This window comes from Pseudomonas sp. BN607 (genome assembly GCF_029871175.1).
Classification (GTDB): Bacteria; Pseudomonadota; Gammaproteobacteria; order Pseudomonadales; family Pseudomonadaceae; genus Aquipseudomonas.
This window is the reverse complement of sequence record NZ_SSOE01000065.1, coordinates 62,988-89,566: the sequence shown is the minus strand read 5'-3', so window position 1 is coordinate 89,566 and position 26,579 is coordinate 62,988. Positions and strand designations below refer to the sequence as shown.

22 protein-coding genes are annotated in these 26,579 nt (G+C 63.6%); 13 read left to right on the top strand and 9 right to left on the bottom strand.

What is annotated here, in order from left to right; all coding sequences use genetic code 11:
* Positions 1-65 precede the first annotated feature (65 nt).
* From purB to E8E68_RS22050, 7 genes are all read left to right on the top strand, one after another.
* Positions 66-1,436: an adenylosuccinate lyase gene (purB, locus tag E8E68_RS22080; RefSeq protein WP_280344723.1), complete on the top strand. Its 1,371-nt coding sequence runs from the start codon at positions 66-68 to the stop codon at positions 1,434-1,436.
* A gap of 81 nt (positions 1,437-1,517) precedes the next feature.
* A complete protein-coding gene (locus E8E68_RS22075) occupies positions 1,518-2,684 on the top strand; it encodes a cupin domain-containing protein (RefSeq protein ID WP_110744629.1) in 1,167 nt (388 codons plus the stop codon).
* Positions 2,677-3,105 (top strand): GNAT family N-acetyltransferase, encoded by a 429-nt coding sequence (locus E8E68_RS22070; protein ID WP_110744630.1) that lies wholly within the window; start codon positions 2,677-2,679, stop codon positions 3,103-3,105. The genes E8E68_RS22075 and E8E68_RS22070 overlap by 8 nt, the downstream gene beginning before the upstream one ends.
* Before the next feature lie 164 nt (positions 3,106-3,269).
* Positions 3,270-5,228, top strand: coding sequence for a DNA topoisomerase III (locus E8E68_RS22065; protein WP_266030424.1), 1,959 nt, complete (start codon positions 3,270-3,272; stop codon positions 5,226-5,228).
* Positions 5,229-5,380: 152 nt separating this feature from the next.
* Positions 5,381-6,670 carry an FAD-binding oxidoreductase gene (locus tag E8E68_RS22060; protein ID WP_280344718.1) on the top strand — a complete coding sequence of 430 codons (1,290 nt, stop codon included), beginning with the start codon at positions 5,381-5,383 and terminating at the stop codon, positions 6,668-6,670.
* 80 nt (positions 6,671-6,750) lie between these two features.
* Positions 6,751-7,581: an alpha/beta hydrolase gene (locus E8E68_RS22055; RefSeq protein ID WP_266030426.1), complete on the top strand. Its 831-nt coding sequence runs from the start codon at positions 6,751-6,753 to the stop codon at positions 7,579-7,581.
* Positions 7,582-7,765: 184 nt separating this feature from the next.
* The gene (locus tag E8E68_RS22050; RefSeq protein WP_003251244.1) at positions 7,766-8,545 is read left to right on the top strand and encodes a TSUP family transporter; all 780 of its coding nucleotides are present in this window, start codon (positions 7,766-7,768) and stop codon (positions 8,543-8,545) included.
* Between the two features lie 68 nt (positions 8,546-8,613).
* On the opposite strand, the gene nudC is transcribed toward E8E68_RS22050, so the two are convergent.
* Positions 8,614-9,444, bottom strand: coding sequence for an NAD(+) diphosphatase (nudC, locus tag E8E68_RS22045; protein WP_266030428.1), 831 nt, complete (start codon positions 9,442-9,444; stop codon positions 8,614-8,616).
* 36 nt (positions 9,445-9,480) lie between these two features.
* A complete protein-coding gene (locus tag E8E68_RS22040; RefSeq protein ID WP_110744635.1) occupies positions 9,481-10,293 on the bottom strand; it encodes a crotonase/enoyl-CoA hydratase family protein in 813 nt (270 codons plus the stop codon).
* A 150-nt stretch (positions 10,294-10,443) separates the two neighbouring features.
* On the opposite strand from E8E68_RS22040, the gene nhaB reads away from it, so the two are divergent.
* The 3 genes from nhaB to E8E68_RS22025 all read left to right on the top strand — a co-directional run bounded on the left by nhaB (position 10,444) and on the right by E8E68_RS22025 (position 13,726).
* Positions 10,444-11,946, top strand: a complete 1,503-nt coding sequence (gene nhaB / locus E8E68_RS22035; RefSeq protein ID WP_266030431.1) for a sodium/proton antiporter NhaB — start codon at positions 10,444-10,446, stop codon at positions 11,944-11,946.
* 187 nt (positions 11,947-12,133) lie between these two features.
* The gene (locus tag E8E68_RS22030; RefSeq protein WP_266030433.1) at positions 12,134-12,679 is read left to right on the top strand and encodes a lipocalin family protein; all 546 of its coding nucleotides are present in this window, start codon (positions 12,134-12,136) and stop codon (positions 12,677-12,679) included.
* Between the two features lie 87 nt (positions 12,680-12,766).
* Positions 12,767-13,726 (top strand): ribonuclease Z, encoded by a 960-nt coding sequence (locus tag E8E68_RS22025; protein ID WP_280344709.1) that lies wholly within the window; start codon positions 12,767-12,769, stop codon positions 13,724-13,726.
* Here the strand turns inward: E8E68_RS22025 and E8E68_RS22020 are convergent.
* Together E8E68_RS22020 and E8E68_RS22015 are read right to left on the bottom strand one after the other, a co-directional pair.
* Positions 13,723-15,006, bottom strand: coding sequence for a Zn-dependent hydrolase (locus tag E8E68_RS22020; protein ID WP_266030437.1), 1,284 nt, complete (start codon positions 15,004-15,006; stop codon positions 13,723-13,725). The genes E8E68_RS22025 and E8E68_RS22020 overlap by 4 nt on opposite strands.
* An 11-nt stretch (positions 15,007-15,017) precedes the next feature.
* Entirely contained in the window at positions 15,018-16,523 is a 1,506-nt protein-coding gene (locus E8E68_RS22015) for an NCS1 family nucleobase:cation symporter-1 (RefSeq protein ID WP_280344706.1), read from the bottom strand.
* 341 nt (positions 16,524-16,864) lie between these two features.
* Here E8E68_RS22015 and hydA point away from each other — a divergent pair, with 341 nt between their 5' ends.
* The 3 genes from hydA to preA all read left to right on the top strand — a co-directional run bounded on the left by hydA (position 16,865) and on the right by preA (position 21,028).
* Complete coding sequence (hydA, locus tag E8E68_RS22010; protein ID WP_110744641.1) at positions 16,865-18,304, top strand: dihydropyrimidinase; 1,440 nt, start codon at positions 16,865-16,867, stop codon at positions 18,302-18,304.
* An 81-nt stretch (positions 18,305-18,385) separates the two neighbouring features.
* Complete coding sequence (locus E8E68_RS22005; protein ID WP_266030441.1) at positions 18,386-19,753, top strand: NAD(P)-dependent oxidoreductase; 1,368 nt, start codon at positions 18,386-18,388, stop codon at positions 19,751-19,753.
* Positions 19,754-21,028, top strand: coding sequence for an NAD-dependent dihydropyrimidine dehydrogenase subunit PreA (preA, locus tag E8E68_RS22000; protein WP_280344703.1), 1,275 nt, complete (start codon positions 19,754-19,756; stop codon positions 21,026-21,028).
* A gap of 227 nt (positions 21,029-21,255) precedes the next feature.
* Here preA and E8E68_RS21995 read toward each other — a convergent pair whose 3' ends face one another.
* From E8E68_RS21995 to gnd, 5 genes are all read right to left on the bottom strand, one after another.
* Positions 21,256-21,876 carry a TetR/AcrR family transcriptional regulator gene (locus E8E68_RS21995; RefSeq protein WP_280344700.1) on the bottom strand — a complete coding sequence of 207 codons (621 nt, stop codon included), beginning with the start codon at positions 21,874-21,876 and terminating at the stop codon, positions 21,256-21,258.
* Positions 21,876-22,028 (bottom strand): hypothetical protein, encoded by a 153-nt coding sequence (locus E8E68_RS21990; protein ID WP_266030447.1) that lies wholly within the window; start codon positions 22,026-22,028, stop codon positions 21,876-21,878. The genes E8E68_RS21995 and E8E68_RS21990 overlap by 1 nt, the downstream gene beginning before the upstream one ends.
* Positions 22,029-22,114: 86 nt before the next feature.
* The gene (locus tag E8E68_RS21985; protein WP_280344697.1) at positions 22,115-23,968 is read right to left on the bottom strand and encodes a glycoside hydrolase family 15 protein; all 1,854 of its coding nucleotides are present in this window, start codon (positions 23,966-23,968) and stop codon (positions 22,115-22,117) included.
* 5 nt (positions 23,969-23,973) lie between these two features.
* Positions 23,974-25,479: a glucose-6-phosphate dehydrogenase gene (zwf, locus tag E8E68_RS21980; RefSeq protein WP_280344694.1), complete on the bottom strand. Its 1,506-nt coding sequence runs from the start codon at positions 25,477-25,479 to the stop codon at positions 23,974-23,976.
* Complete coding sequence (gnd, locus tag E8E68_RS21975; protein ID WP_266030452.1) at positions 25,476-26,459, bottom strand: phosphogluconate dehydrogenase (NAD(+)-dependent, decarboxylating); 984 nt, start codon at positions 26,457-26,459, stop codon at positions 25,476-25,478. Before gnd ends, zwf begins: the two co-directional genes overlap by 4 nt.
* Positions 26,460-26,579: the final 120 nt, after the last annotated feature.

The window sequence follows — 26,579 nt, the reverse complement described above, 5'->3', positions numbered from 1 at the left end:
ACCCAGGCGCAATTTTCATGTATGATATGCGCCCTTCCAAAAGCCTGACTGTCCGAGAACACCCCATGCAGCTTTCTTCGCTCACTGCGGTTTCCCCTGTAGACGGCCGTTATGCCGGCAAAACCCAGGCCCTGCGCCCCATTTTCAGCGAATTCGGCCTGATCCGTTTCCGCGCCCTGGTCGAAGTGCGCTGGCTGCAGCGCCTGGCCGCCCACCCGCAGATCAGCGAAGTGCCGGCGTTCTCCGCCGAAGCCAACGCCCTGCTGGACAACCTGGCCAGCGATTTCAAGCTGGAGCACGCCGAGCGTGTGAAGGAAATCGAGCGCACCACCAACCACGACGTCAAGGCGATCGAATACCTCCTCAAGGAGCAGGCTGCCCAGCTGCCTGAGCTGGCCAAGGTCAGTGAGTTCATCCACTTCGCCTGCACCAGCGAGGACATCAACAACCTGTCCCACGCCCTGATGCTGCGCGCCGGCCGTGACGACGTGCTGCTGCCGCTGATGCGTCAGATCGCCGACGCCATCCGCGCCCTGGCCCACGCTCACGCCGACGTGCCAATGCTGTCACGCACCCACGGCCAGCCGGCTTCGCCGACTACCCTGGGCAAGGAACTGGCCAACGTCGTGTACCGCCTGGAGCGCCAGATCGCCCAGGTTGCCGCCGTACCGCTGCTGGGCAAGATCAACGGCGCCGTGGGCAACTACAACGCCCACCTGTCGGCCTACTCGCAGATCGACTGGGAAGCCAACGCCCGCGCGTTCATCGAAGACGAGCTGGGCCTGCAGTTCAACCCGTACACCACGCAGATCGAGCCGCACGACTATATCGCCGAGCTGTTCGACGCCATCGCCCGCTTCAACACCATCCTGATCGACTTCGACCGCGATGTGTGGGGCTACATCTCGCTGGGCTACTTCAAGCAGAAGACCGTGGCCGGCGAAATCGGCTCGTCGACCATGCCGCACAAGGTCAACCCAATCGACTTCGAAAACTCCGAAGGCAACCTGGGTATCGCCAACGCGCTGTTCCAGCACCTGGCCAGCAAGCTGCCGATCTCGCGCTGGCAGCGTGACCTGACCGACTCCACCGTGCTGCGCAACCTGGGCGTGGGCTTTGCCCACAGCGTCATCGCCTACGAAGCCAGCCTGAAAGGCATTGGCAAGCTGGAAGTCAACGAAGCTCGTATCGCTGCCGACCTGGACGCCTGCTGGGAAGTGCTGGCCGAGCCGATCCAGACCGTCATGCGCCGCTTCAACATCGAAAACCCCTACGAGAAGCTGAAAGAGCTGACCCGTGGCAAGGGAATCACCCCTGACGCGTTGCTGACCTTCATCGACGGCCTGGAGATGCCAGCCGACGCCAAGGCCGAGCTCAAGCTGCTGACCCCTGCTACCTACATCGGTAACGCGGCAGCCCAGGCCAAACGCATCTAAGCTGACCGTCGCGTACAACGCCCGGCCTGGCCGGGCGTTTTTATTCCCGGACGAAAATTACGTTTTTTCAATAGGTTGAACATGAATCCTGATACTCCACTGCAGCTGCTCGGCGGCATCTCGGCCCGCGAATTCATGCGCGACTACTGGCAGAAGAAGCCGCTGCTGGTGCGCCAGGCCTTCCCGGACTTCATCAGCCCGATCGACCCCGACGAACTGGCTGGCCTGGCCCTGGAAGACGAAGTCGAGTCGCGCATCGTGCTGGAACACGGCGCCCACCCGTGGGAGCTGCGCCGTGGTCCGTTCAACGAAGACACCTTCGCAGAGCTGCCCGAAAAAGACTGGACCCTGCTGGTACAGGCCGTCGACCAGTTCGTTCCGGAGGTGGCCGAACTGCTGGAGAACTTCCGGTTCCTGCCAAGCTGGCGTATCGATGACGTGATGATCAGCTTCGCCACCCCGGGTGGCAGCGTTGGCCCGCACTTCGACAACTATGACGTGTTCCTGCTGCAGGGCCACGGCCAGCGCAACTGGAAGATCGGCCAGATGTGCAGCAGCGACAGCCCGCTGCTGGAGCACGCCGACCTGCGTATCCTGGCTGAATTCGAGCAGAGTGAAGAGTGGACCCTGGAACCAGGCGACATGCTCTACCTGCCACCGCGTCTGGCCCACTACGGGGTGGCCGTGGATGACTGCCTGACCTACTCGGTCGGCTTCCGCGCCCCAAGCGCTGCTGAAGTGCTGACCCACTTCACCGACTTCCTCGGCCAGTTCCTGCCCGACGAAGAACGCTACAGCGACGCCGACGCCCAGCCTGTCAGCGACCCGCACCAGATCCAGCATGACGCCCTCGACCGCCTCAAGGCGCTGCTCGACAAGCACATGGGCGACAAGGACCTGCTGCTGACCTGGTTCGGCCAGTTCATGACCGAGCCGCGCTACCCCGAGCAGATCGTCGGCGAAGAGCTGAGCGAGGAAGAGCTGATCGACGCCCTGGAGCAAGGTGCCATTCTGATCCGTAACCCGGCTGCACGCATGGCCTGGTCGGAATTCGAAGATGACCTGCTGCTGTTCGCCAGCGGTCGCAGCTGCCCACTGCCGGGGAAACTGCGCGAGCTGCTGAAGCTGGTGTGTGCGGCCGACGCCCTGCACATCGACAACCTGGCGGAATGGCTGCAAGACGAAGATGGCCTCATGCTGGTACAGCAACTGATCAAACAAGGAAGCCTGGGATTCGCCAATGAATAAAATCAGCGTGCGCCTCGCAGACTGGCACAAGGACAATGCCGACATCCGTCGAATCCGTGAAGCGGTATTCGTGGCCGAGCAGCACATTCCGCCGGAACTGGAGTTCGATTCGGAGGATATGGACGCGCAGCATTTCCTGGCACTGGAAGGTGATTATCCGATCGGTACTGCGCGCCTGCTGGCCGATGGCACGATCGGGCGCATTTCGGTGCTCAAGGACTGGCGTGGCCTGAAGGTGGGTGATGCGCTGATGAACGCCGTGATCGTCGAAGCGCAGAACCGCGACCTGAAGCAGCAGATGCTCAGCGCCCAGGTGCATGCCACGCCGTTCTACGAGCGGCTGGGCTTTCGCGTAGTCAGCGAAGAGTTCCTTGAAGCGGGCATCCCGCACGTGGACATGGTGCGCGACTCGCGCGCCTGATCCACAACCTGCACCGGCCGCCTCGCGGGCTTGTCCGCGAAGCGGCCGGCTCAGGTAAAGACATTTCCCCTGACAAAAACCTGTACATCCATCCAGATAAAACTTGCCTCTGCGCCCCCGCTTGCGCATTCTATGGCCCACCACCCCGATAAAGCGTCCCGGCCATGCGCCTGTTCCTCTGCGAAAAACCCTCCCAGGCAAAAGACATCGCCAAAGTGCTCGGCGCCAGCCGCAAGGGCGACGGCTGCTGGCAAGGCACCGACGTCTGCGTCACCTGGTGCATAGGCCACCTGCTGGAAACCGCCCCGCCCGACAGCTACGACGAACGCTACAAGCGCTGGAACCTGGCCGACCTGCCGATCATCCCGGAAAAATGGAAGATGCTGGTCAAGCCCAAGACCGCCAGCCAGTTCAAGGCGGTCAAGCGCCTGCTCGGCGAAGCCCGGGAGCTGGTGATCGCTACCGACGCCGACCGCGAAGGCGAAATGATCGCCCGCGAACTGGTCGAGCACTGCCGCTACCGTGGCCCGGTGCAGCGCCTGTGGCTATCGGCACTGGACGACGCCTCCATCCGCAAGGCCCTGGCGCGCCTGCTGCCCGGCCACGAAACGTTCAACCTGTACCACTCGGCGCTGGGCCGCTCGCGCGCCGACTGGCTGATCGGCATGAACATGAGCCGGCTGTTCACCCTGCTTGGCCGCCAGTCCGGCTACCAGGGCGTGCTACCGGTGGGCCGGGTGCAAACGCCTACCTTGCGCCTGGTGGTCGACCGCGACCGCAGCATCGCCGACTTTGTGCCGGTGCCGTTCTGGGCCATCGACGTGCAGCTGGAGCACGCCGGCCAGCGCTTCAACGCCCAATGGCGCGCCCCCGAAGACGCCTGCGATGACCAGGGCCGCTGCCTGAAGCAGGAGCTGGCGCAAAAAGCCGCCGCGGATATCGGCCAGGCCGGCACTGCCCGGGCGGTAAAGGTCGCCACCGAGCGCGTGCGCGAGGCCGCACCGCTGCCCTTCGACCTTGGCACCCTGCAAGAGCTGTGCTCGAAAAAATTCGGCCTCGGCGCCCAGGAAACCCTCGACATCGCCCAAGCGCTGTACGAGACCCACAAGCTGATCACCTACCCGCGCAGCGACTGCGGTTACCTGCCGCAAAGCCAGCATGCCGAGGCGCCAGCCATTCTCGCAGCATTGCAGCGTGCCGACACCAGCCTGGCGCCGCTGCAGCCGTTCCTGGAGCCCCAGCGCCGCTCGCGGGCCTGGAACGACGCCAAGGTCAGTGCCCACCACGGCATCATCCCCACTGCCGCTGCCAGCGACCCGTCGCGCCTGTCGGGCAAGCACAAGGCTGTGTATACCCTGATCCGCGCCCGCTACCTGGCGCAATTCCTGCCCAACCACGAGTACGACCGCACCCAGGCCGACTTCGACTGTGCCGGGCATGCCCTGCGCGCCGTCGGCAAACAGATCGTCGAGCCGGGTTGGCGCCGCGCCCTGCCCGAGGCACTGACCCCCACCAAGGGTCGTGAAGCACCGCCGGCTCAAGTGTTGCCAGTGCTGCGCGAAGGCCAGGACTGCACCGTGCAAGGGCTGCAATTGAAAGACCTGTGGACCCAGCCGCCCAAGCCGTTCACTGAGGGCGACCTGATCAAGGCGATGAAAAACGTGGCCAAGCTGGTGGAGGACCCGCGCCTGAAGCAGAAGCTGAAAGAAACCACCGGCATCGGCACCGAAGCCACCCGCGCCAGCATCATCCAGGGCCTGCTCGACCGCGGCTACCTGGTGAAGAACGGCAAAGCGCTCGCGGCCACGCCTGCGGCCTTCAGCCTGATCGACGCCGTGCCCCGCGCCATCGCAGACCCTGGCACCACGGCGATCTGGGAGCAGGCACTGGACATGGTGCAGAGTGGCGAGATGACCCTCGAAGAGTTCGTCGCCCGGCAATCGGCGTGGATGGGCAAGCTGGTGGAACGCTGCAGCGGGCTGCGCATGACCATCAGCGGGCCGGCAGCCGGGGCAGCGCCGCCCTGGAAGAAAAAGCGTCGCGGTGGTGGCAAGAGTAAAGCGGCTGGAGGCAAGACTACCGCCAGCAAACCCCGCCAGCCTCGGAAAAAAGCAACAACCTAGCCGTTGTAGTGAAGGTAATCCGCGAACAAGCCGGTACAGACAGCACACCTCAATGGGGAAAACCACAAGCCCCGCACGACACATTGGCACCATGAAATTTACCTGCTAAGTTTTCATGAAAATAATCACAATAATTTTCACGAGGCTTCTGCATGTTCAAACAGTCCGCCCAGCACGTCGCCAGCTACTACGCCCAGACTTACCCCGCCAACATCCCGTTACGCCCTACCCTGCAAGGCAGCCATGACACCGACGTGCTGATCATCGGCGCCGGCTTCAGCGGCCTGCACACGGCCCTGCGCCTGACCCAGGCCGGTAAGCGCGTGACAGTGCTGGAAGCCAGCCGCGTGGCCTGGGCTGCCTCTGGGCGCAATGGCGGCCAGGCCCTGCTCGGCTGGTCTTGCGACATGCCGCCACTGGAAAAGGCCCTGGGCGTGGAACGCACCCAACGGCTGTGGGCAAGCATGTGCTGGGCGGCCGACGAACTGCGCGAACTGCCCCAACGCCACGGCTTTGATATCGATTATCGGCTGGGCAGCCTATGGACCGCCGTGCTGCCGCGCCGGGTGAAAATGCTTGAAGAAGCCCTGCACGACGCCGAACACAAATGGGGCTACGACGCCCTGCGCCTGATCGGCCGCGACGAGCTGCCGGAATGGATCGACAGCCCCCGTTACCAAGCTGCGCTGTATGACGGCAAAGGCGCCCACCTCAACCCCCTCAAGCTGGCCCAAGGCCTGGCCCGCACCCTCGAAGCCGGTGGTGGGCACATCTACGAACAGAGCCAGGTACTCAGCTATCAACAAGCCGGCAACGGCTATATCGCCCGGACGGACAACGGCGAAGTGCGCTGCCAAGTCTTGGTGCTGGCCTGCAACGCCTACATCGACCACCTCGACCGTGACCTGTCGCGGCGCCTGTTGCCGGTCGGTTCCTACCAGGTGGCCACCGCGCCTCTGGACGCCGACTTCGCCCATTCGTTGCTACCTCGCAACAGTTGCGTGATCGACAACCAGTTCGTACCCGACTACTTCCGCCTCACCCCAGACCACCGCCTGCTGTTCGGCGGTGGCTGCACTTACCTGGGCGGCATTCCCAAGGACGTCGCCAGCGCCACCCGCCCTTACCTGGAGCGGGTGTTCCCGCAACTGGCCGGAGTCGCCATTGACTATGCCTGGGGCGGCCATATCGATTGCAGCCTCCGGCGCACCCCTGACGTCGGCCACGAAGGGCAGCGCTATTGGCTGCAGGGTTTCTCCGGCCACGGCGTACTGCCGACCCTGGCCGCGGCACGAGCGGTCAGTGATGCCATTCTCGGTGACGACGACCTGTTGGCGCTGTACCAAGGCATCGACAACGGTCGTTTCCCCGGCGGGGACCTGCTCGCAGCACCGCTGGAAGCCGCCGCCAAGGCCTGGTACAGAATGCGTGACACGCTCTGAAGACCACCGGCACTTGCTGCGCCGAAATCTCCCCTATTCTCAATAGCTCCCTTCGGTTCCTGCAGACAGGAGACACGATCATGAGTCACGTAACCACGAAGGATGGCGTGCAGATTTTCTACAAGGACTGGGGCTCCCGCGACGCGCCGGTCATTCATTTCCACCATGGCTGGCCGCTGAGCGCAGATGACTGGGACGCCCAGATGCTGTTCTTTCTCGCCCAGGGCTATCGCGTGGTAGCCCATGACCGCCGTGGCCATGGCCGTTCCAGCCAAGTATGGGATGGCCACGACATGGACCACTACGCCGACGACGTGGCAGCTGTGGTTGCCCACCTGGGCACCCAGGGCGCCGTGCATGTCGGCCACTCCACCGGTGGTGGTGAGGTGGTTCGCTACATGGCCCGGTACCCTCAGGACAAGGTGGCCAAAGCGGTGCTGATCGCCGCCGTACCACCCCTGATGGTGCAAACGCCCGCTAACCCTGGCGGCCTGCCCAAGTCGGTGTTCGACGACTTCCAGGCCCAGGTCGCCAGCAACCGCGCGCAGTTTTACCGGGACGTACCGGCCGGCCCGTTCTACGGCTACAACCGCCCCGGTGCCAAAGCCAGCGAAGGCATCATCGCCAACTGGTGGCGCCAGGGCATGATCGGCAGCGCCAAGGCCCATTACGATGGCATCGTGGCGTTTTCCCAGACCGATTTCACCGAAGACCTCAAGGGCATAAACCAGCCAGTACTGGTGATGCATGGCGACGATGACCAGATCGTGCCGTATGAAAACTCCGGGGTGCTGTCGGCGAAGCTGCTGCCCAATGGCACCCTGAAAACCTACAAAGGCTACCCGCACGGCATGCCGACTACCCATGCCGATGTGATCAACGCGGATCTGCTGGCGTTTATCCGTAGCTGATGCGATAGCCTCTACCGTCCCTTTCGCGGGTAAACCCGCTCCTACAGGATTCCGCCATATTTGTAGGAGCGGGTTTACCCGCAAAAGGGCCAGCACTGGCAACGCACCGCCCCCAGGATTACCATGTCACCCTTCTAGCGCGGCCATTTGCCGCCCCTTTGCCTTCCCTGCCTGCCAAGACCCCATGCCCTTCGAACTCACCGTAGAACCCCTCACCCTGCTGATCCTGGCCCTGGTGGCCTTCGTCGCCGGTTTCATCGATGCCATCGCCGGTGGCGGCGGCCTGCTCACCACCCCGGCCCTGCTCACCGCCGGCATGCCACCGCACCTGGTACTGGGCACCAACAAGCTCAGTTCCACCTTCGGGTCGGCCACTGCAGGTTTCACGTACTACAAACGCAAACTGTTTCACCCGGCGCAGTGGCGCCCGGCGTTGTTCGCCACCTTGACCGGGGCATTGCTCGGTGCGGTCATCGCCCACTACATGCCTGCCGAATGGCTGAACAAGATGCTGCCGGTGATCGTCTTCGCCTGTGGCATCTACCTGCTGTTCGGCGGCACGCCCAAGGCGCCGCTGGATGCCGATGCGCCCATCAAGAAAAAGTGGCAAGTGCCGCAAGGCTTCACCCTGGGCTTCTACGACGGCGTGGCGGGCCCAGGTACCGGGGCCTTCTGGACGGTCAGTACCCTGCTGCTGTACCCCATCGACCTGGTCCGCGCCAGCGGCGTGGCGCGCAGCATGAACTTCGTCAGCAACATCGCGGCGCTGACGGTGTTCATCATTTCCGGGCAGGTGGACTACATCGTCGGCCTGTGCATGGGCCTGTCGGTGATGGTCGGCGCCTTTTTTGGTGCACGCACGGCGATCAGCGGCGGCAGCAAATTCATCCGCCCGGTGTTCATCACCGTGGTGCTGGCGTTGACGGTGCGCTTAGCGTGGCAGCACTGGTTCGGGCAGGCCTGAGGGGCTTTGGCAATGGAATGAGCATTGCCAAAGCCCTGCGCCTAGTCGGAGAACATTGCTGACTGCAGTCAGGACGGGAAAGCCGGAATAGCACAGCCTAGCCGCCGCGCAACGTACAAGTCGATCAGGTAGCGGGCAATGGACCGCCCGGCCGGCAGCGGGGGCAGGTCGTGGACGTTGAACCACTGGGCGTCCTCGATCTCGTCCGGCTGCATGACTATCTCGCCCCCGGCATACTCGGCATGGAACCCCAACATCATCGAATGCGGGAACGGCCAGCACTGGCTGCCGACGTACTGGATGTTCTGCACCTCTACCGCCACCTCTTCCCGCACTTCGCGCACCAGGCAGTCTTCGGCCGACTCACCCGGCTCGGCAAAACCTGCCAGGGTGCTGTACACGCCGGTGACGAAGCGTGGCGAACGCGCCAGCAGGATTTCATCACCGCGGGTCACCAGCACGATCATGCTGGGTGAAATGCGCGGATAGCTACGCAGGTCGCAGGGCTGGCAATACATCGCCCGCTCCCAGTGAATTTGCGTCATCGCCTGGCCGCAGCTGCCGCAGAAACGATGCTCGCGGGCCCAGGTGCCGATCTGCGCGGCATAGCCCAGCACTTTGTAGAGATCGGAGTCGCCTTCCAGCATGAACGCACGCAACCCCCGCCAGCTGCAGCCGGGCACGTCGCTGGCACTGCGCAGCTCCAACAGGAACACCGGCTGGCCGTCGAAGTGGCCGATGCCGTGCTCGCACAATACGTCGAGGTCCTGGCGCTTGAGCCAGTCGCGGGGGAACAGCGCGCCATTGGCGTCCAGCAAAAAACCTTCCGGGCTGCGCGCCACGGCCAGCCCCCCGGAAATCTGCGGGTCGAGTACTGCGGTAGTCCAGCGTGCTGACATGTCGGGGGTTCCTTTACTGCGCGTCCCCCGGCCCGATCAGTCGGCGAACGTCGGTTTCTGTTTGCTCATGTGCGCCGCCACAGCCACGCGCAGGTCTTCGGACTGCAGCATCGCGGCGTTCCAGGTGGCGATGTAGTCCAGGCCATCGTCGATGCGATGGTCACGCATGTAGCTGAGCATTTCCTTGGTGCCGGCCACGGCGATCGGCGATTTTGCGGCAATCTCGCGGGCGATGGCAAAGACTCCGTCCATCAGCGCGGCCTGATCATCATAGACCCGGTTGACCAGGCCGATGCGCAGGGCCTCATCGGCCGCAACGTTGCGCCCGGTGAACGCCAGCTCACGCATCATGCCGTCGCCGATGATACGTGGCAAACGTTGCAGTGTGCCGACATCCGCGGCCATGCCCATGTCGATTTCCTTGATCGAGAACTGCACATCACCGCTGCAGTAGCGCATGTCGCACGCCGAGATGAGGTCGATGGCGCCCCCGATGCAGTAGCCCTGCACGGCCGCCAGTACGGGTTTGCGGCATTTGTCCACAGCGGTGAATGAGGCCTGCAGGCGCTGGATGGTGCTGCGCAGGAAGCGCGCATTGCGCCCTACGTCCTTGCCCATTTGCCCGGCCAGCGAAGCCAGCATCATCAGATCGATACCGGCGGAGAAGTGCTTGCCAGCGCCGCTGATCACCACCACCCGAACAGCATCGGTTTCATCGATCCAGCGAAAGATAGCAACGATCTCTTCCCAGAAAGCCGCGTTCATCGCATTGACCTTCTCCGGGCGGTTGATCTGAACGTGGGCGATATTGTCGGTCAGTTCGACCTTGAATGCGCTGTACTCGGTCACGGGCGGCACTCCTGTGGGTGAAGAATTCATGACGCGGATGGTAACCCAGCCCAATGGCCGCACTTGTGCCAAAAACGGGACTGCACGCCTTGCCTAAGGCGCGCCGATCCGGCACCGTGCGCCATCGCCGAATTATAAGGATACATATTCATGTCACGCTCACTGACCGGCACCCTCGCCCACGGTTTTCTGGGCCAGTCGCCGCTTTGGTACAAGGCGGTCATCTGCCTGTTCCTGCTGCTGAACCCACTGCTGCTGGTAACCGTAGGCCCGGTTGCAGCCGGCTGGGCGTTGGTGCTCGAGTTCATCTTCACCCTGGGCATGGCGCTGAAGTGCTACCCGCTGATGCCCGGTGGCCTGTTGCTGATTGAAGCGCTGCTGTTGCAGATGACCACGCCGCAGGCGCTGTACGAGGAGTTGCTGCACAACTTCCCGGTAATCCTGCTACTGATGTTCATGGTCGCCGGTATCCATTTCATGAAGGAGCTGCTGCTGTTCCTGTTCTCGCGCATTCTGCTGGGTGTGCGTTCGAAAGCCATGCTGTCGCTACTGTTCTGCGTACTGTCGGCGTTTCTTTCGGCGTTTCTCGATGCGCTGACCGTCACGGCCGTGATCATCAGCGCCGCGGTCGGCTTTTACGCGGTCTACCATCGCGTGGCATCCGGTGCCAACCCACGTGAAGACAGCGCACTGGACAGCGACCAGCAAGTGGCGCAGTTGCACCGTGATGACCTGAACCAGTTCCGCGCGTTCCTGCGCAGCTTGCTGATGCACGGCGCAGTGGGTACTGCCCTGGGTGGCGTTTGCACGCTGGTGGGCGAGCCGCAGAACCTGCTGATCGGCCACGAGATGGGCTGGCACTTCGCTGACTTTTTCCTCAAGGTGGCGCCCGTGTCCATACCGGTGCTGGGTGCCGGCCTGCTGACCTGCGTGTTGCTGGAGAAGCTGCGCCTGTTTGGCTACGGCACGCTGATGCCTGAGACAGTGCGCCAGGTACTGGCTGCCTATGCCGCCGAGGATGATGCCGCACGCACCCAGGCCCAGCGTCTGGCGCTGTGGGTCCAGGGGGTCGCTGCGTTGATCCTGATCGTGTGCCTGGGGCTGCATGTGGCCGAGGTTGGCCTGATCGGCCTGATGGTGATCGTGCTGATCACGGCGTTTACCGGTATCACCGATGAGCACCGGCTGGGCCGGGCCTTCCAGGACGCCATGCCGTTCACCTCGTTGCTGGTGGTGTTCTTCGCCGTGGTCGCGGTGATCCACCAGCAGCAACTGTTCAGCCCGTTGATCAGCTGGGTACTGACGCTACCGGCCGAACAGCAACCAGGCATGCTGTACCTGGCCAACGGCTTGCTGTCGGCGATCAGCGACAATGTGTTCGTTGCCACCATCTACATCACCGAAGTGAAGCAAGCGTTTCTCAACGGCGGCATGAGCCGCGAGCACTTCGAGACGCTGGCAGTGGCAATCAACACCGGCACCAACTTGCCCAGCGTGGCGACGCCGAATGGGCAGGCGGCATTCCTGTTCCTGCTGACCTCGGCAATCGCGCCGCTGATCCGGCTGTCGTATGGGCGGATGGTGTGGATGGCCCTGCCCTATACCGTGGTGATGGGCGGGTTGGGGTGGTGGGCGGTGACGTACTGGCTGTGAGGTGCTCTGTTTGGCGCGAGGGTGCATCAGTTTGGAGGTGCATGGCTTCAGGGGGATGTCGTTTGTGAGATCGAGCGCCGCCCGCAGCCATAATGCAATGTAAAGACATGCCCCACTCCCATACAACTTTTGCGCCACGCGCGCATCAAACCCCAGGTAAGCCCCATCCGCTCCAAGGAGGTCTCTCATGGCGCTGCGCACCACACTGCTGCTTTCCTGCATGACCCTGGCCCTGCTCGGCTGCGCCGGCAACGATCACCCGGCACCGCCGCGCACCCAGCAGGTCGACTTGCAACGCTACCAGGGCACTTGGTATGAACTGGCGCGACTGCCGATGTTCTTCCAACGTAACTGTGTGAAGTCCGAGGCACGCTACGGCTTGCGCGAGGACGGCCGTATCGATGTAACCAACCGCTGCCAGGAAAAGGACGGCCAGTGGAATGAAGCCAAAGGCATCGCCGAGGCCCAGCAACCAGGCAGCACTGACAAGCTGTGGGTGCGTTTCGACAACTGGTTCAGCCGCCTGGCACCGGGCCTGACCAAAGGCGAGTACTGGGTGCTGTACCACGACAAGGACTACCGTGTGGCGCTGGTCGGCCACCCCAACCGCGAATACCTGTGGCTGCTCTCGCGCACGCCTGCGGTCACGGACCAGCAGCGCGAGCAGCTGCTGACCATCGCCCGCGAGCAAGGTTATGACACCAGCAAGCTCATCTGGCGACAGGCTGACTAGCAGGCCATCGACGGCGGGCGGCAATCCGGCTAAGGTGTGCCGCCCCTATCATCTCGGTCGCTTCTGGCCTGAAACAGGAGCCTGAGTATGGACCTGCTGTTCCTCGGCACCTCCGCCGGGGTGCCCACCAAGGCACGCAATGTCAGCGCCACGGCCGTGATCGAAGCGAGTGGCAGCCACTGGTATCTGGTCGATTGTGGCGAAGGTACCCAGCACCGGCTGCTACACACCCCGCTTTCGATCCGCGACCTGCGCGCGATCTTCATCACCCACGTGCATGGTGACCATTGCTTCGGCCTGCCCGGCCTGCTGGCCAGCGCGGGCATGAGCGGGCGCACCCAGCCGCTGGAAGTGATCCTGCCCGCCGCACTGCACGACTGGGTACGGCAGGGCCTGCTTGCCAGCGACACCTTCCTGCCGTTCGAGCTACGCCTGTTGCCCGTGGAAGCGTTGAGCGAATGGCGCAGCGAGACCCTGCAGGTGACCACCGTGCAACTGTCGCACCGGGTGCCCAGCGTGGGTTTCGTATTCACCGAAATCAACCCTGAGCCACGCCTGGACATCCAGCGTCTGGAAACCGAGGGCGTACCCCGTGGCCCGCTGTGGGGCGGGCTGGCCAAGGGGTTGACCGTCAGTTACAACGGGCAGTTGCTGAACGGCAACGACTACCTGCGGCCTTCGCGCCCGCCACGGCGGGTAATCGTGTGCGGGGACAACGACCAACCAGAACTGCTGGCAGCGGTCGCCAGGGGGGCGGATGTACTGGTGCACGAAGCCACCTTCACCCAGGCGGTGGTCGAACGCACCGGGGGCACGTTCGGCCACAGCACGGCCGCTGAGGTGGCACGCTTTGCCGAGGCCGCTGGCGTGCGCAACCTGGTACTGACGCATTTCAGCGCCCGCTACCAGAACGACCCACGGCGCAGCCCGCACATTGACAACGTGCGCGTCGAGGCCCTCGCCCATTACAGCGGGCAGCTGACCTTGGCGCAGGACCTGCAGCGCTACCACCTTGGCCGTAACGGCCATCTTGAGGCCAGTGCTTAGGCCGCCAGTCGCCCGCTGGCAATTGCCTCCGACGCCGCCAACATCGCCCGTAGCAACACTGCGCAGCCAGCCGCCAGGTCATCAGGTGTGGCGTTCTCGATCTCGTTGTGGCTGATGCCGTTCTCGCACGGGACGAAAATCATCCCCGCCGGCCCAAGCTCGGCCAGGAAGATGGCGTCATGCCCGGCCCCACTGACAATGTCCATGTGCGGCAAACCCAGCGCCTTGGCCGATTCACGCACCGCATCGACACAACCCTTGTCGAAGTACAACGCCGGGAAGTCGGCCGTGGGCACCAGTTCGTGGCTGAGGCCATGCTTGGCACAGGTCGCTTCGATCACCGTGCGCACGTCGGCAATCATCGCATTCAACTGTTCGCCTTCCAGGTGACGGAAGTCCAGGGTCATGCGCACCTCACCCGGGATCACATTGCGCGAACCGGGGTAGGCCTGCAGGCAACCCACCGTGCCGCAGGCGTGCGGCTGGTGGCCGAGGGCGGTGCGGTTGACCGCCTCCACCACGGCGGCGGCGCCCACCAGGGCGTCCTTGCGCAGGTGCATGGGCGTTGGGCCGGCATGGGCTTCGACGCCGCGCAAGGTCAGGTCGAACCACTTCTGACCCAGGGCGCCAAGGACCACCCCGATGGTCTTGGCCTGGTCCTCAAGAATTGGCCCTTGCTCGATATGCGCTTCGAAATACGCCCCCACCGGGTGGCCGAGCACAGCGCGCGAGCCGGCGTAACCGATGGCGTTCAGCGCTTCGCCAACACTGACGCCCTGGGCATCGCGCTTGGCCAGGGTGTCTTCCAGGGTGAACTTGCCAGCGAACACCCCCGACCCCATCATGCACGGGGCAAAGCGCGAGCCCTCTTCGTTGGTCCACACCACCACTTCCAACGGTGCTTCGGTTTCCACGCCCAGGTCATTGAGGGTGCGGATCACCTCCAGCCCGGCCATCACCCCAAAGCAGCCATCGAACTTGCCCCCGGTGGGCTGGGTGTCGATATGGCTCCCGGTCATGACCGGCGGCAACTTGGGGTTGCGCCCGGGGCGGCGGGCGAAGATGTTGCCGACGGCGTCAATGCTGACCGTGCAGCCGGCAGCCTCGCACCATTGCACGAACAGGTCGCGGGCCTGCCGGTCGAGATCGGTCAGTGCCAGGCGGCAGACGCCGCCCTTGGCGGTGGCTCCGAGGCGGGCCAGGTCCATCAGCGATTGCCACAAGCGGTTGCTGTCGACGTGCCGGCTAGTGGTCTTCAGGATCTCTTTGACTGGGGTCACGGGCTTCTCCTTCAGGCTTTTTTGGTGGTCGGTGCAGGCTTCCTCGCGGGTGAACCCGCCCCCACAGCCAAACCGGCGAAGACGTAGTACAGTGCGCCGCCCAGCAGCGAGCCGGTAAACCAGCCGTAGTCGTAGAACCAGCTGAAACTGCTGTTGCCAATCGCCATCACCGTCAGGCCCACCGGCACTGCGAAGGCGGCAAAACCGGGCCAGTTCCACGCTGGATACACGTCGTCGCGATACAGCCCGGCCAGGTCCAGCTGCTGACGGCGGACCAGGAAGTAGTCCACCACCATGATTCCGGCTATCGGCCCGAGCAGGCTGGAGTAGCCCAGCAACCAATTGGAATACACGCTCTCCAGGCTCAGGTCAGAGACGATCCAGCCCAGCTTCTTCAGCAGCTCATGCCCCATGAGCGCCAGGCCGATAAAGCCGGTCAGCCATACCGCACGGCTGCGCCCGATCAGGCGTGGGGCGATGTTCTGGAAGTCATTGGTCGGCGACACGATATTCGCCGCAGTGTTGGTCGACAGCGTGGCAATCACGATCAACGCCATGGCCAACGCTACCCAGAACGGGCTGTGGATCTTGCCGATCAGGCTCACCGGGTCGGACACCGTCTCGCCCACCAGCGACGCCGAGGCCGCAGTCAACACCACGCCCAGCGAGGCGAACAGGAACATGGTCAGCGGCAGGCCGAAGATCTGCCCGAGAATCTGGTCCTTCTGGCTGCGGGCGTAACGGCTGAAATCGGGAATGTTCAGCGACAACGTGGCCCAGAAGCCGACCATGGCCGTGAGCCCGGCACAGAAGTAGCTGACCACACTGGCGCCTTCCGGGCGTTTGGGTGGCTGGGCCAGTAGCTCGGTCATCGACATGTGCGGCAAGGCCCAGAACAGCAGACCGACGCCCACTGCCACCAGCAGCGGTGCCGACAGCGTTTCCAGCCACTTGATCGACTCGGCGCCGCGCAGCACCACCCACAGGTTCAGGCACCAGAAGATCATGAAGCCAATCACCTCACCTGTCCCGCCCAGCGCCTTCCAACCGTCAAACACCGAACCAAGGAACAGGTGAATGGCCAGCCCGCCGAACATGGTCTGGATACCGAACCAACCACAGGCCACCACCGCGCGGATCAGGCACGGTACGTTGGAGCCCAGAATGCCGAACGACGAACGCAGCAGCACCGGGAACGGGATGCCGTACTGGGTGCCGGGGAAGGCGTTGAGGGTAAGCGGGATAAGTACGATGACGTTGGCCAGCAGGATCGCCAGCAGCGCTTCGCCAACGCTGAGGCCGAAGTAGGCGGTGAGCACGCCGCCGAGGGTGTAGGTGGGTACGCAGATGGACATGCCCACCCACAGGGCGGTGATGTGCCATTTGTTCCAGGTGCGCTGGTGTACTTTGGTCGGTGCTATATCGTGGTTGTAGCGCGGGCTGTCGAGAACATCGCTGCCCTCGGACAGCTCGTACAGGCCATCTTGCTCGACCACTTCCGATCTGCTCTGTTGCATAGGCCCTTCTCCAGTTTTTCTTCTATTTTTCGCTCATCAGGCTGATTCGATGACCGGAGTTCGCACGCGGAATGTGCTTAGAAATCTCGACCAGATTTTCATCTTGTCAAGTTAGTCAAATAGCCTGAAAACCCCGACGCCGATCTTCGTCTTAAATTAATTCCTTTAATATCAATCAGTTAAAAACCACAAAATTAATGGGAAAATTTTCTTGCTGAATCCAGAATCAGCATCTAGCCTCGAATCTTGTCAGGCCTGACAGGATTGACCGCCCTGTCCGCCCGGCCTCCATGACAATGCAAAGAACCGGCCAAGACCGGTCAGCCTGCGAGGAAAACGGCATGTCCCTGTTGATCCGTGGCGCCACCGTGGTTACTCACGAAGAGAGCTACCCCGCCGATGTCCTGTGTGCCGATGGCCTGATCCGTGCCATTGGGCAAAACCTCGAACCACCCACCGACTGCGAGATCCTCGACGGCAGCGGCCAGTACCTGATGCCAGGCGGCATCGACCCGCACACCCACATGCAGTTGCCGTTCATGGGCACCGTGGCCAGCGAAGACTTCTTCAGTGGCACTGCGGCAGGCCTGGCCGGCGGCACCACGTCGATCATCGACTTCGTCATCCCCAACCCGCAGCAGTCGTTGCTGGAGGCTTTTCATACCTGGCGCGGCTGGGCCCAGAAAAGCGCCAGCGACTATGGCTTCCACGTCGCCATTACCTGGTGGAGCGATCAGGTGGCCGAGGAAATGGGCGAACTGGTGGCCAAGCATGGCGTGAACAGCTTCAAGCATTTCATGGCCTACAAGCATGCGATCATGGCCGCCGACGACACCCTGGTGGCCAGCTTCGAGCGCTGCCTGGAACTGGGCGCGGTGCCCACCGTGCATGCCGAGAACGGCGAACTGGTTTACCACCTGCAGAAGAAACTACTGGCCCAGGGCCTGACCGGGCCTGAGGCACACCCCCTGTCGCGCCCCTCGCAAGTGGAAGGTGAGGCGGCCAGCCGTGCCATCCGCATCGCCGAAACCATTGGTACGCCGCTGTATGTCGTACACATTTCCAGCCGTGAGGCGCTGGATGAAATCGCCTACGCGCGAGCCAAGGGCCAGCCGGTATACGGCGAGGTCCTGCCCGGCCACCTGCTGCTGGACGACAGCGTCTACCGTGACCCGGACTGGGCCACAGCTGCCGGCTATGTAATGAGCCCGCCGTTCCGCCCGCGTGAGCACCAGGAAGCACTGTGGCGCGGCCTGCAGTCGGGCAACCTGCACACCACCGCCACCGACCACTGCTGTTTCTGCGCCGAGCAAAAAGCCATGGGCCGCGACGACTTCAGCCGCATCCCCAACGGCACCGCCGGCATCGAAGACCGCATGGCGGTGCTGTGGGATGCTGGGGTGAACAGCGGGCGCCTGTCGATGCACGAGTTCGTTGCGCTGACGTCGACCAACACGGCCAAGATCTTCAACCTGTTCCCGCGCAAGGGTGCCATTCGGGTGGGCGCTGATGCCGACCTGGTGCTGTGGGACCCCCAGGGCACGCGCACCATCTCGGCGCAGACGCACCACCAGCGGGTGGACTTCAACATCTTCGAAGGCCGCACCGTGCGCGGAGTCCCCAGCCACACCATCAGCCAGGGCAAGGTGCTCTGGGCGGATGGCGACCTGCGCGCCGAACCGGGCGCGGGGCGGTATGTGGAACGGCCGGCCTATCCCTCGGTGTACGAGGTGCTGGGGCGCAGGGCGGAACAGCAGCGGCCGATACCTGTTCAGCGCTGAAACCACTGGGGCTGCTGTGCAGCCCCAGAATCCACCGCACTCCCTGTCGCCTGCACCTAAAAAAATAGAGAGGCTACAACCGTGACCAACGCCCTGAACCATTTGCCGCGCCCCCGCGCCGGCGCCGACCAGCTGGCCGAGCGCTTCAGCGACTTGGCCCCACCCCTCACCGCCCGCCAGGCCGCCGTGGAGAGCGCACGCTGCCTGTATTGCTACGACGCCCCCTGCGTCAACGCGTGCCCCAGCGAAATCGACATTCCGTCGTTCATCCACCGCATCAGCGACGAAAACCTGCAAGGCGCCGCCGAACGCATCCTCTCGGCCAACATCCTCGGCGGCAGCTGCGCCCGCGTCTGCCCTACCGAAATCCTTTGCCAGCAAGCCTGCGTACGCAACAACGCGCAGGAGTGCGCCCCGGTGCTGATCGGCCAGCTGCAGCGCTATGCCTTGGACAACGCCCAATTCAGCGAGCACCCGTTCCAGCGCTCACCCGCCACCGGCAAGCGTATCGCCGTGGTCGGCGCCGGCCCTGCGGGGCTGTCCTGCGCCCACCGGCTGGCCATGCACGGGCATGAGGTAGTGGTGTTCGAGGCCTGCGACAAGGCTGGCGGCCTCAACGAGTACGGCATCGCCCGCTACAAACTGGTAGACGACTATGCCCAGCGCGAAGTGGATTTCTTGTTGGGGATTGGCGGTATCGAAGTCCGCCATGGCCAACGCTTGGGTGGCAACCTCAGCCTGGGCGAACTGCGCGATCAGTACGACGCGGTGTTCCTGGGCCTTGGCCTGAATGCCGTGCGCCAGCTAGGGCTGCCCGACGAGGAAGCACCCGGGGTACTCGCCGCCACCGAGTACATCCGTGAGCTACGCCAGGCCGATGACCTGAGCCAGCTACCGTTGGCCGACCGCTGCCTGGTGATTGGCGCCGGCAACACCGCCATCGACATGGCCGTGCAAATGAGCCGCCTCGGCGCTCGCGACGTCAACCTGGTGTATCGCCGTGGCCACGCGGACATGGGCGCCACCGGCCACGAGCAGGACATCGCCAAGGCCAACCAGGTACGCCTGCACACCTGGGCCCGCCCCGACGCCGTGCTGCTGGATGACGTCGGCCAGGTGCGCGGCATGCGCTTCGCCCGCACCGAGCTGGCCGAAGGCCGCCTGCGCGATACCGGGGAGACCTTCGAACTGGCCGCCGACGCCATCTTCAAAGCCATCGGCCAGCGCTTCGACGATGCCAGCCTCACCGACCCGGTGGCAGCCCAACTGGCCCGCGAGGGTGAACGCATCCGCGTTGACGCCAGCATGCAGACCAACCTGCCAGGCGTATACGCCGGCGGCGACTGTACGGCACTTGGCCAGGACCTCACCGTCCAGGCCGTGCAACACGGCAAGCTGGCCGCCGAAGCCATCCATGCCCAACTCATGCTCAACGTGGAGGCAGCGTAAATGGCCGACTTGTCTATCGTGTTCGCCGGTATCAAGGCACCCAACCCGTTCTGGCTGGCCTCCGCACCGCCCACCGACAAGGCCTACAACGTGGTCCGCGCCTTCGAAGCCGGCTGGGGCGGCGTGGTGTGGAAGACCTTGGGCGAAGACCCGGCGGCGGTCAACGTATCGTCGCGCTACTCAGCGCACTACGGCGCCAACCGCCAGGTACAAGGCATCAACAATATCGAGCTGATCACCGACCGCTCGCTGGAGATCAACCTGCGTGAAATCACCCAGGTGAAGAAGGACTGGCCAGACCGCGCGCTGATCGTGTCGCTGATGGTGCCGTGCGTGGAGGAATCGTGGAAGTTCATCCTGCCGCTGGTGGAAGCCACCGGGGCCGATGGCATCGAGCTGAACTTCGGCTGCCCACACGGCATGCCGGAGCGCGGCATGGGTGCAGCGGTAGGCCAGGTGCCGGAGTACGTGGAAATGGTCACCCGATGGTGCAAGACGTACTGCTCACTGCCGGTGATCGTCAAGCTCACGCCGAACATCACCGATATCCGCCAGTCGGCGCGTGCTGCGCACCGGGGCGGGGCTGATGCGGTGTCGTTGATCAACACCATCAACTCGATCACCAGCGTCGACCTCGACCGCATGGTGGCCCACCCCATCGTTGGCGACCAGAGCACCCATGGCGGTTACTGCGGTTCGGCGGTGAAGCCGATCGCGCTCAACATGGTGGCGGAAATCGCTCGCGACCCAGAAACCCGTGGCCTGCCGATTTGTGGCATTGGTGGGATCGGCAACTGGCGCGACGCAGCGGAATTCATGGCGTTGGGCAGCGGTGCGGTGCAGGTGTGCACGGCGGCGATGCTGCATGGCTTCCGCATTGTCGAAGACATGAAGGATGGCCTGGCGCGCTGGATGGACCAGCATGGCCACCACAACATCGAGGCGTTCCGCGGACAGGCGGTGGGGCATACCACCGACTGGAAGTACCTGGATATCAACTTCAAGTCGGTGGCGCGTATCGACCAGGAGGCGTGCATTGGCTGTGGGCGTTGCCACATTGCCTGCGAGGACACTTCGCACCAGGCCATTGCCAGCACGCTGAAAGCTGACGGTACGCATGCCTACAGCGTTATCGAGGAGGAATGCGTGGGCTGCAACCTGTGCCAGATCACCTGCCCAGTGGAAAACTGCATCGAAATGGAGGCACAAGACACCGGCAAGCCGTACCTGAACTGGACGCAGGATCCGCGTAACCCCTACCGTGAGGCCAGTTGAAGCGGGTCACCGCCTGAACAGCTGACGCGGCCCCTGTGGGAGCAACTGTCTTGCTCAATTTCTAAAAGCTGGCGCGATCCCTGTGGGAGCGGCCTTGTGTCGCGATTGGGCCGCACAGCGGCCCCAGCAGTCTTTGCCGCGATACAGACATCGAGGGGCCGCTTCGCGGCCCGATCGCGACACAAGGCCGCTCCCACAAAAAGACCACGTCCACCTGGAATGCCGGATCACGGCTCCAGCCCTATTCCCCGCAAGATCACGCTGGTCACCGTCTGCACCGCATTCTCGAAGGCCATGTCAGACAGCACCTCCCCGCCATTGAGCAACTGCACCTGGTAACCAAAGTCGGCATAGTGCTGGGTGGACGCCCAGATCATGTACAGCAACGCCGACGGCTCGACCGGCAGAATCCGCCCCTCCTCCACCCAACGGCGAATCTTGGCTTCCTTCATTTTCGCCCAGGGCACCAGGCTTTCATCCAGGTTCACCCCCAGCACTGGCGCCCCGTGCAGCATCTCTTCGGCCCAGATTTTCGAGCCCAGCGGCCGCGAGCGCGAATGGCCCATTTTCGCCCGGATGTAGCTGGTCAGCACCACGCGCGGGTCATCGAAGTTCTCGAAGCAGAGTGCGTCCTGCTTCCACACGTCCAGCAGGTCGTGCAGCACCGCGCGGAACAGTTCGTCCTTGGTGCTGAAGTAGTAATGCAGGTTGGAGCGCGGCAATTCGGCCTGCTCGGCGATATCGCCCATGGAGGTGGCGCCGTAGCCTTTCTCGGCAAACACTTTTTCCGCCGCTTGCAGAATCTTGTCGATGTTGCGCCGACGGATTTCGATCTTGTGGTTGGCCATCAGGCTTGGGCCGCCCACACCGCCAGTTCATGACCGTTCGGATCGATGAAATGAAAGCGCCGTTCATTTGGTCGCACTGGCCCAAACGTGTCGAAGCCACCCTTGTTGCACTCTATGTTGTCGATCTGCCGATCCGTACCGCGAATACCCATGTATGCTCCGTGCCGAATGGTGTTTGGCCTAGTCTACTCCGCTTGTTTCTCGATGCGAGCGCAATCCCTGTGCAGCCGTGGCTGGCTTATGCGCAACGCGCACGGTCGCGCGCCGGGCACTGTGCGCGGTGCAGATTCAGTGCGGTGTTGATGATGCCGATATGGCTGAACGCCTGGGGGTAGTTGCCGAGCATGCGCTGGCCGGCCGGCTCGTACTGTTCAGCCAGCAGGCCAAGGTCGTTGCACAGACCAGTCAGGTGTTCGTACAACGCCTGCGCCTGGGCCTGGCGCCCCAGCAGCACGTAGACATCCGCCAGCCAGAATGAACAGACCAAGAAGGTGCCCTCACCCGGGGTCAGGCCATCGGTGCAGCTGTCGGTGTCGTAGCGCAGCAGCAGGCCATTTTTCAGCAAGCGCTGTTCGATCTGCTCCAGCGTGCGCAAGAAGCGGGGGTCATCGGCTGGGAGGAAGCCTGTGAGGGCAATCTGCAACAAGCTGGCGTCCATCTCGCTCGAACCATAGGCCTGGACGAAGAACGTGCCGCTGCTGTCCAGGCCGTGCTCACACACTTCCCGGCGGATCTCGTCAGCCACCTGGCGGTAATGCTGACCCTGTTCGCGGCCCTCTTCGGTGGTGTCGGCCAACCCGGCGGCACGGTCGAACGCCACCCAGGCCATCACTTTGGAGTGGACGAACTGCTGGCGGCCACCGCGCACTTCCCAGATACCTTCGTCCGGCTCGCGCCAGATGCGCTCGACGTAGGGCAGGATCAACCGAGAGATCGCGGCGCTGCGTGGGTGGCGCGGCAAGCCGCCCCTGATCGCCTGGCTCATGGCGTCGGCCAGTTCGCCGTAGATATCCAGCTGCACCTGCTGCGAGGCGGCATTGCCCACCCGCACCGGCTGCGAGTGCTCGTAGCCGGCCAGCCACGGCAGGGTGTATTCCTGCAGGTCGCGCTCACCCGCCAGGCCATACATGATCTGCATCTGTTCGGGGTTGCCGGCCACCGAGCGCAGCAGCCATTCACGCCAGGCCTGGGCCTCATCAAAGTAGCCGAGGTTCATGAACGCCAGCAGGGTCATGGTGGCGTCGCGTAGCCAGCAGAAGCGGTAGTCCCAGTTGCGTTCGCCACCTACACGCTCGGGCAGCGAGGTGGTGACGGCGGCGACAATGCCGCCGGTAGGGGCGTAGGTCATGGCCTTGAGGGTGAGCAGCGAGCGGCGCACCAGGGCGGTATACGGCCCGACCTGCGGGCAGCGGTCGGCGAAGGCCTGCCACTGCTCGCAGGTGTTTGCCAGGGCTTCGTCGATGTTGCAGTCGGGCTGCACCGGCAAGTGCGAGGGCTGGTGACGCAGGCTGAAGACCTGGCGCTGGCCCGTGCTGACGCGAAAGCGGCAGCCGGTATGGTGGTCGCGGGCTTGCGGGGGCACGGTGCTGCTCAAGATCAACCGGTCAGGGCCAGCGACAGCGCTGAGGATCAACGGCTCCAGGCGCTCGACCCAGGGCACGCTGCGGCCGTAGTCGAAGCGCATGACCAGGTCCATTTCGAAATGGGTTTCGCCAGCGATGCCTTCGACGATGCGCACGACCGAATTGACTTCGCCCAGCGGCATGAAATCGAGTACACGGGCACGGCCGGTGGCGGTGACCCAAGTGGTTTCCAGTACCAGGGTGTCGCCCAGGTATTGGCGGCTGATGTGCTCGACCGGGTCGCAAGGGGCCAGGCGCCAGCGGCCGTTTTCTTCGTTGCCCAACAGGGCGGCGAATACCGCGGGGGCGTCGAACCGTGGCAGGCACAGCCAGTCGAGCGAGCCATCACGGCTGACCAGGGCGGCACTGCGGCAGTTGCCCAGCAGGGCGTAGTCTTCAATATGGGCGGGCATCAAGCCTCCTTGATTTGATCGCCTGTGCCGGCCCTTTCGCGGCTCAGGCGCTTGCAAACGTCTCACCCCAACCGGTGCCACTCGCGCTTGTCCCGGGTCAGCAGCTCATGGCCAGCCTCGGGCCCATCCTCACCAGCCGGGTACTCATGCACCTCACCACCCTGGGCCCAGGCATCAAGGAATGGCTGCACAGCACGCCAACCGTTCTCGATGTTGTCGGCCCGCTGGAACAACGTCTGGTCACCGGTCAGGCAGTCGTAGATCAGCGTTTCGTAGCCAGTGGCCGGGGTCATCTTGAAGAAGTCCTTGTAGGCGAAACCCAGCTCGACGTTCTCCATCACCAGCTCCGGCCCAGGCCGCTTGGCCTGCAGGTCGAACCACATGCCTTCGTTGGGCTGGATCTGGATTTTCAGGTAGTTGGGCTTGGGCCGCTCCAGTTCAGACTCGCGGAACTGCGCATACGGCGCAGGCTTGAAGCAGATGGCGATTTCGGTATCGCGCACGCTCATGCGCTTGCCGGTACGCAGGTAGAACGGCACGCCGGCCCAGCGCCAGTTGTCGATCATCACTTTCAGCGCCACGTAAGTTTCGGTCTGGCTGTCAGGCGCAACGTTGGCCTCCTGGCGGTAGCCGGGCAGTTGCTTGCGCCCCTGCCTGCCACTGCTGTACTGGCCACGCACGGAGTTCTTCAGCGCCATCTTGGCCGACCACGGGCGGATGGCGCCGACCACCTTGGCCTTTTCGCCGCGCACGGCGTCAGCACCGAACGCAGCTGGCGGTTCCATGGCCACCATCGCCAGCAACTGGAACAGGTGATTTGGCACCATGTCGCGCAGGGCGCCGGTGCCATCGTAAAAGGCACCGCGGGTTTCGACACCGACGGTTTCTGCAGCGGTGATCTGCACGTGGTCGATGTAGTGGTTGTTCCAGAACGATTCGAACAGCCCGTTGGAGAAGCGGCTGACCAGAATGTTCTGCACCGTCTCCTTCCCCAGGTAATGGTCGATGCGGTAGATCTGCCGCTCGCCCATCACTTTCAGCAGGCAGGCATTGAGGGCCTCGGCGCTGGCCAGATCGGTGCCGAAAGGTTTCTCGACCACTACCCGGCGAAAACCACCGGCGGACTCGTCCAACAAGCCGGCTTCGCCCAGACGCTGTGCCACTTCCGGGAAAAAACGCGGGGAGGTAGCCAGGTAGAAAATGGCGTTGCCGTGGCTGGTTTTGTCGATGCGTTTGCCGATGGCAGCATAAGTGGCCGGGTCGAGGAAATCGCCAGTCTGGTAATCCAGTCGCTTGGCCAGGCGGGCCCAGAGTTTTTCGTCCAGGCACCTTGCAGCCCCCTCGACGCCCTTGTCACGCTCGACCATGAACGCATGCAGACGTTCGGCGAAATCTTCGGCGCTGGCCGGGTTATGGTCGACGCCGACAATGCGCAGGTTACGGTCCAGCAAACCGTCGCGGCTGAGGTTGTACAGCGCCGGCATCAGCAGGCGCTTGACCAGGTCGCCATTGGCGCCGAACAGGAACAGGGTGCATGGAGGGGCAGCGGGTATGGTCTGTTTAGTCATTCGCCTTTTTTCTCGACATGGCCACCGAAGCCCAGGCGCATGGCCGAGAGAATCTTGTCACCGTAGGTGCCTTGCTGCTGGCGTGAACGGAAACGCGCGAACAGTGCGCTGGACAACACCGGCACCGGTACGGCCTGCTCCACCGCGGCATCGATGGTCCAGCGGCCTTCGCCACTGTCGGACACCGAACCACTGAACTGGGCAAGCTGCGGGTCGGCCACCAGCGCATCGGCGGTAAGGTCGAGCAGCCACGAGGTCACCACGCTGCCACGCCGCCACACTTCGGCGATCTCGGCCACGTTGAGGTCAAAGCGCTGGTCTTCCGGCAGCTCGTCGCCACCCTTGCTGCGCAGCAGGTCGAAGCCTTCGGCATAGGCCTGCATCAAGCCGTACTCGATGCCGTTATGGACCATTTTCACGTAGTGCCCGGCCCCAGGTGGGCCGGCGTGGATATAGCCATGCTCGGCACGCTGGTGCTCGCCGCTGCGGCCATGGGTACGCGGGATGTCGCCCACACCCGGTGCCAACGCCTTGAACAGCGGTTCCAAGCGTTCGAACACATCCTTCTCGCCGCCAATCATCATGCAATAGCCGCGGTCCAGGCCCCACACCCCGCCGGAAGTGCCGACGTCCAGGTAATGCAGGTCGCGCTTGGCCAATTCAGCCGCGCGGCGCATGTCGTCCTTATAGAACGTGTTGCCGCCGTCGATGATCGCATCACCCGGTTCCAGCAACTCGGCCAGCTGGGCGATGGTCTGTTCGGTGGGCTCACCTGCTGGCAGCATCACCCACACCGCGCGCGGCGCTTTCAGCTTTTGTACCAGCGCACCCAGGTCGTGCGCCCCTTGGGCGCCCTCGCCCTCCAGGCCATTGATGGCCTCACGGTTACGGTCGTGCACCACGGTACGGTGGCCGGCGCGCATCAGGCGCCTTGCGATATTGCCGCCCATGCGGCCCAGCCCGACGATTCCCAGTTGCATGAGCCGATGCTCCCCTTTCAAAAATGGATGTCAACACAGTCCAGCTGTTCAGATTAGTCCAGCATGCCGGCCGAGGGTTCAGCGACGAACGGCGAGACCACGATAAACAAAAAAGTTCCC

Excerpts from the sequence above, each read along its gene's own strand:
- nudC (WP_266030428.1), bottom strand. The coding sequence starts at position 9,444 with ATGTCAGCACGCTGGACTACCGCAGTACTCGACCCGCAGATTTCCGGG.
- E8E68_RS22050 (WP_003251244.1), top strand. The coding sequence starts at position 7,766 with ATGCCCTTCGAACTCACCGTAGAACCCCTCACCCTGCTGATCCTGGCC.
- E8E68_RS22030 (WP_266030433.1), top strand. The coding sequence starts at position 12,134 with ATGGCGCTGCGCACCACACTGCTGCTTTCCTGCATGACCCTGGCCCTG.
- E8E68_RS21995 (WP_280344700.1), bottom strand. The coding sequence starts at position 21,876 with ATGGCCAACCACAAGATCGAAATCCGTCGGCGCAACATCGACAAGATT.
- E8E68_RS22025 (WP_280344709.1), top strand. The coding sequence starts at position 12,767 with ATGGACCTGCTGTTCCTCGGCACCTCCGCCGGGGTGCCCACCAAGGCA.
- hydA (WP_110744641.1), top strand. The coding sequence starts at position 16,865 with ATGTCCCTGTTGATCCGTGGCGCCACCGTGGTTACTCACGAAGAGAGC.
- purB (WP_280344723.1), top strand. The coding sequence starts at position 66 with ATGCAGCTTTCTTCGCTCACTGCGGTTTCCCCTGTAGACGGCCGTTAT.
- E8E68_RS22075 (WP_110744629.1), top strand. The coding sequence starts at position 1,518 with ATGAATCCTGATACTCCACTGCAGCTGCTCGGCGGCATCTCGGCCCGC.
- E8E68_RS21990 (WP_266030447.1), bottom strand. The coding sequence starts at position 22,028 with ATGGGTATTCGCGGTACGGATCGGCAGATCGACAACATAGAGTGCAAC.
- E8E68_RS22015 (WP_280344706.1), bottom strand. The coding sequence starts at position 16,523 with ATGCAACAGAGCAGATCGGAAGTGGTCGAGCAAGATGGCCTGTACGAG.
- preA (WP_280344703.1), top strand. The coding sequence starts at position 19,754 with ATGGCCGACTTGTCTATCGTGTTCGCCGGTATCAAGGCACCCAACCCG.
- E8E68_RS22070 (WP_110744630.1), top strand. The coding sequence starts at position 2,677 with ATGAATAAAATCAGCGTGCGCCTCGCAGACTGGCACAAGGACAATGCC.
- E8E68_RS22060 (WP_280344718.1), top strand. The coding sequence starts at position 5,381 with ATGTTCAAACAGTCCGCCCAGCACGTCGCCAGCTACTACGCCCAGACT.
- E8E68_RS22055 (WP_266030426.1), top strand. The coding sequence starts at position 6,751 with ATGAGTCACGTAACCACGAAGGATGGCGTGCAGATTTTCTACAAGGAC.
- nhaB (WP_266030431.1), top strand. The coding sequence starts at position 10,444 with ATGTCACGCTCACTGACCGGCACCCTCGCCCACGGTTTTCTGGGCCAG.
- zwf (WP_280344694.1), bottom strand. The coding sequence starts at position 25,479 with ATGACTAAACAGACCATACCCGCTGCCCCTCCATGCACCCTGTTCCTG.
- gnd (WP_266030452.1), bottom strand. The coding sequence starts at position 26,459 with ATGCAACTGGGAATCGTCGGGCTGGGCCGCATGGGCGGCAATATCGCA.
- E8E68_RS22065 (WP_266030424.1), top strand. The coding sequence starts at position 3,270 with ATGCGCCTGTTCCTCTGCGAAAAACCCTCCCAGGCAAAAGACATCGCC.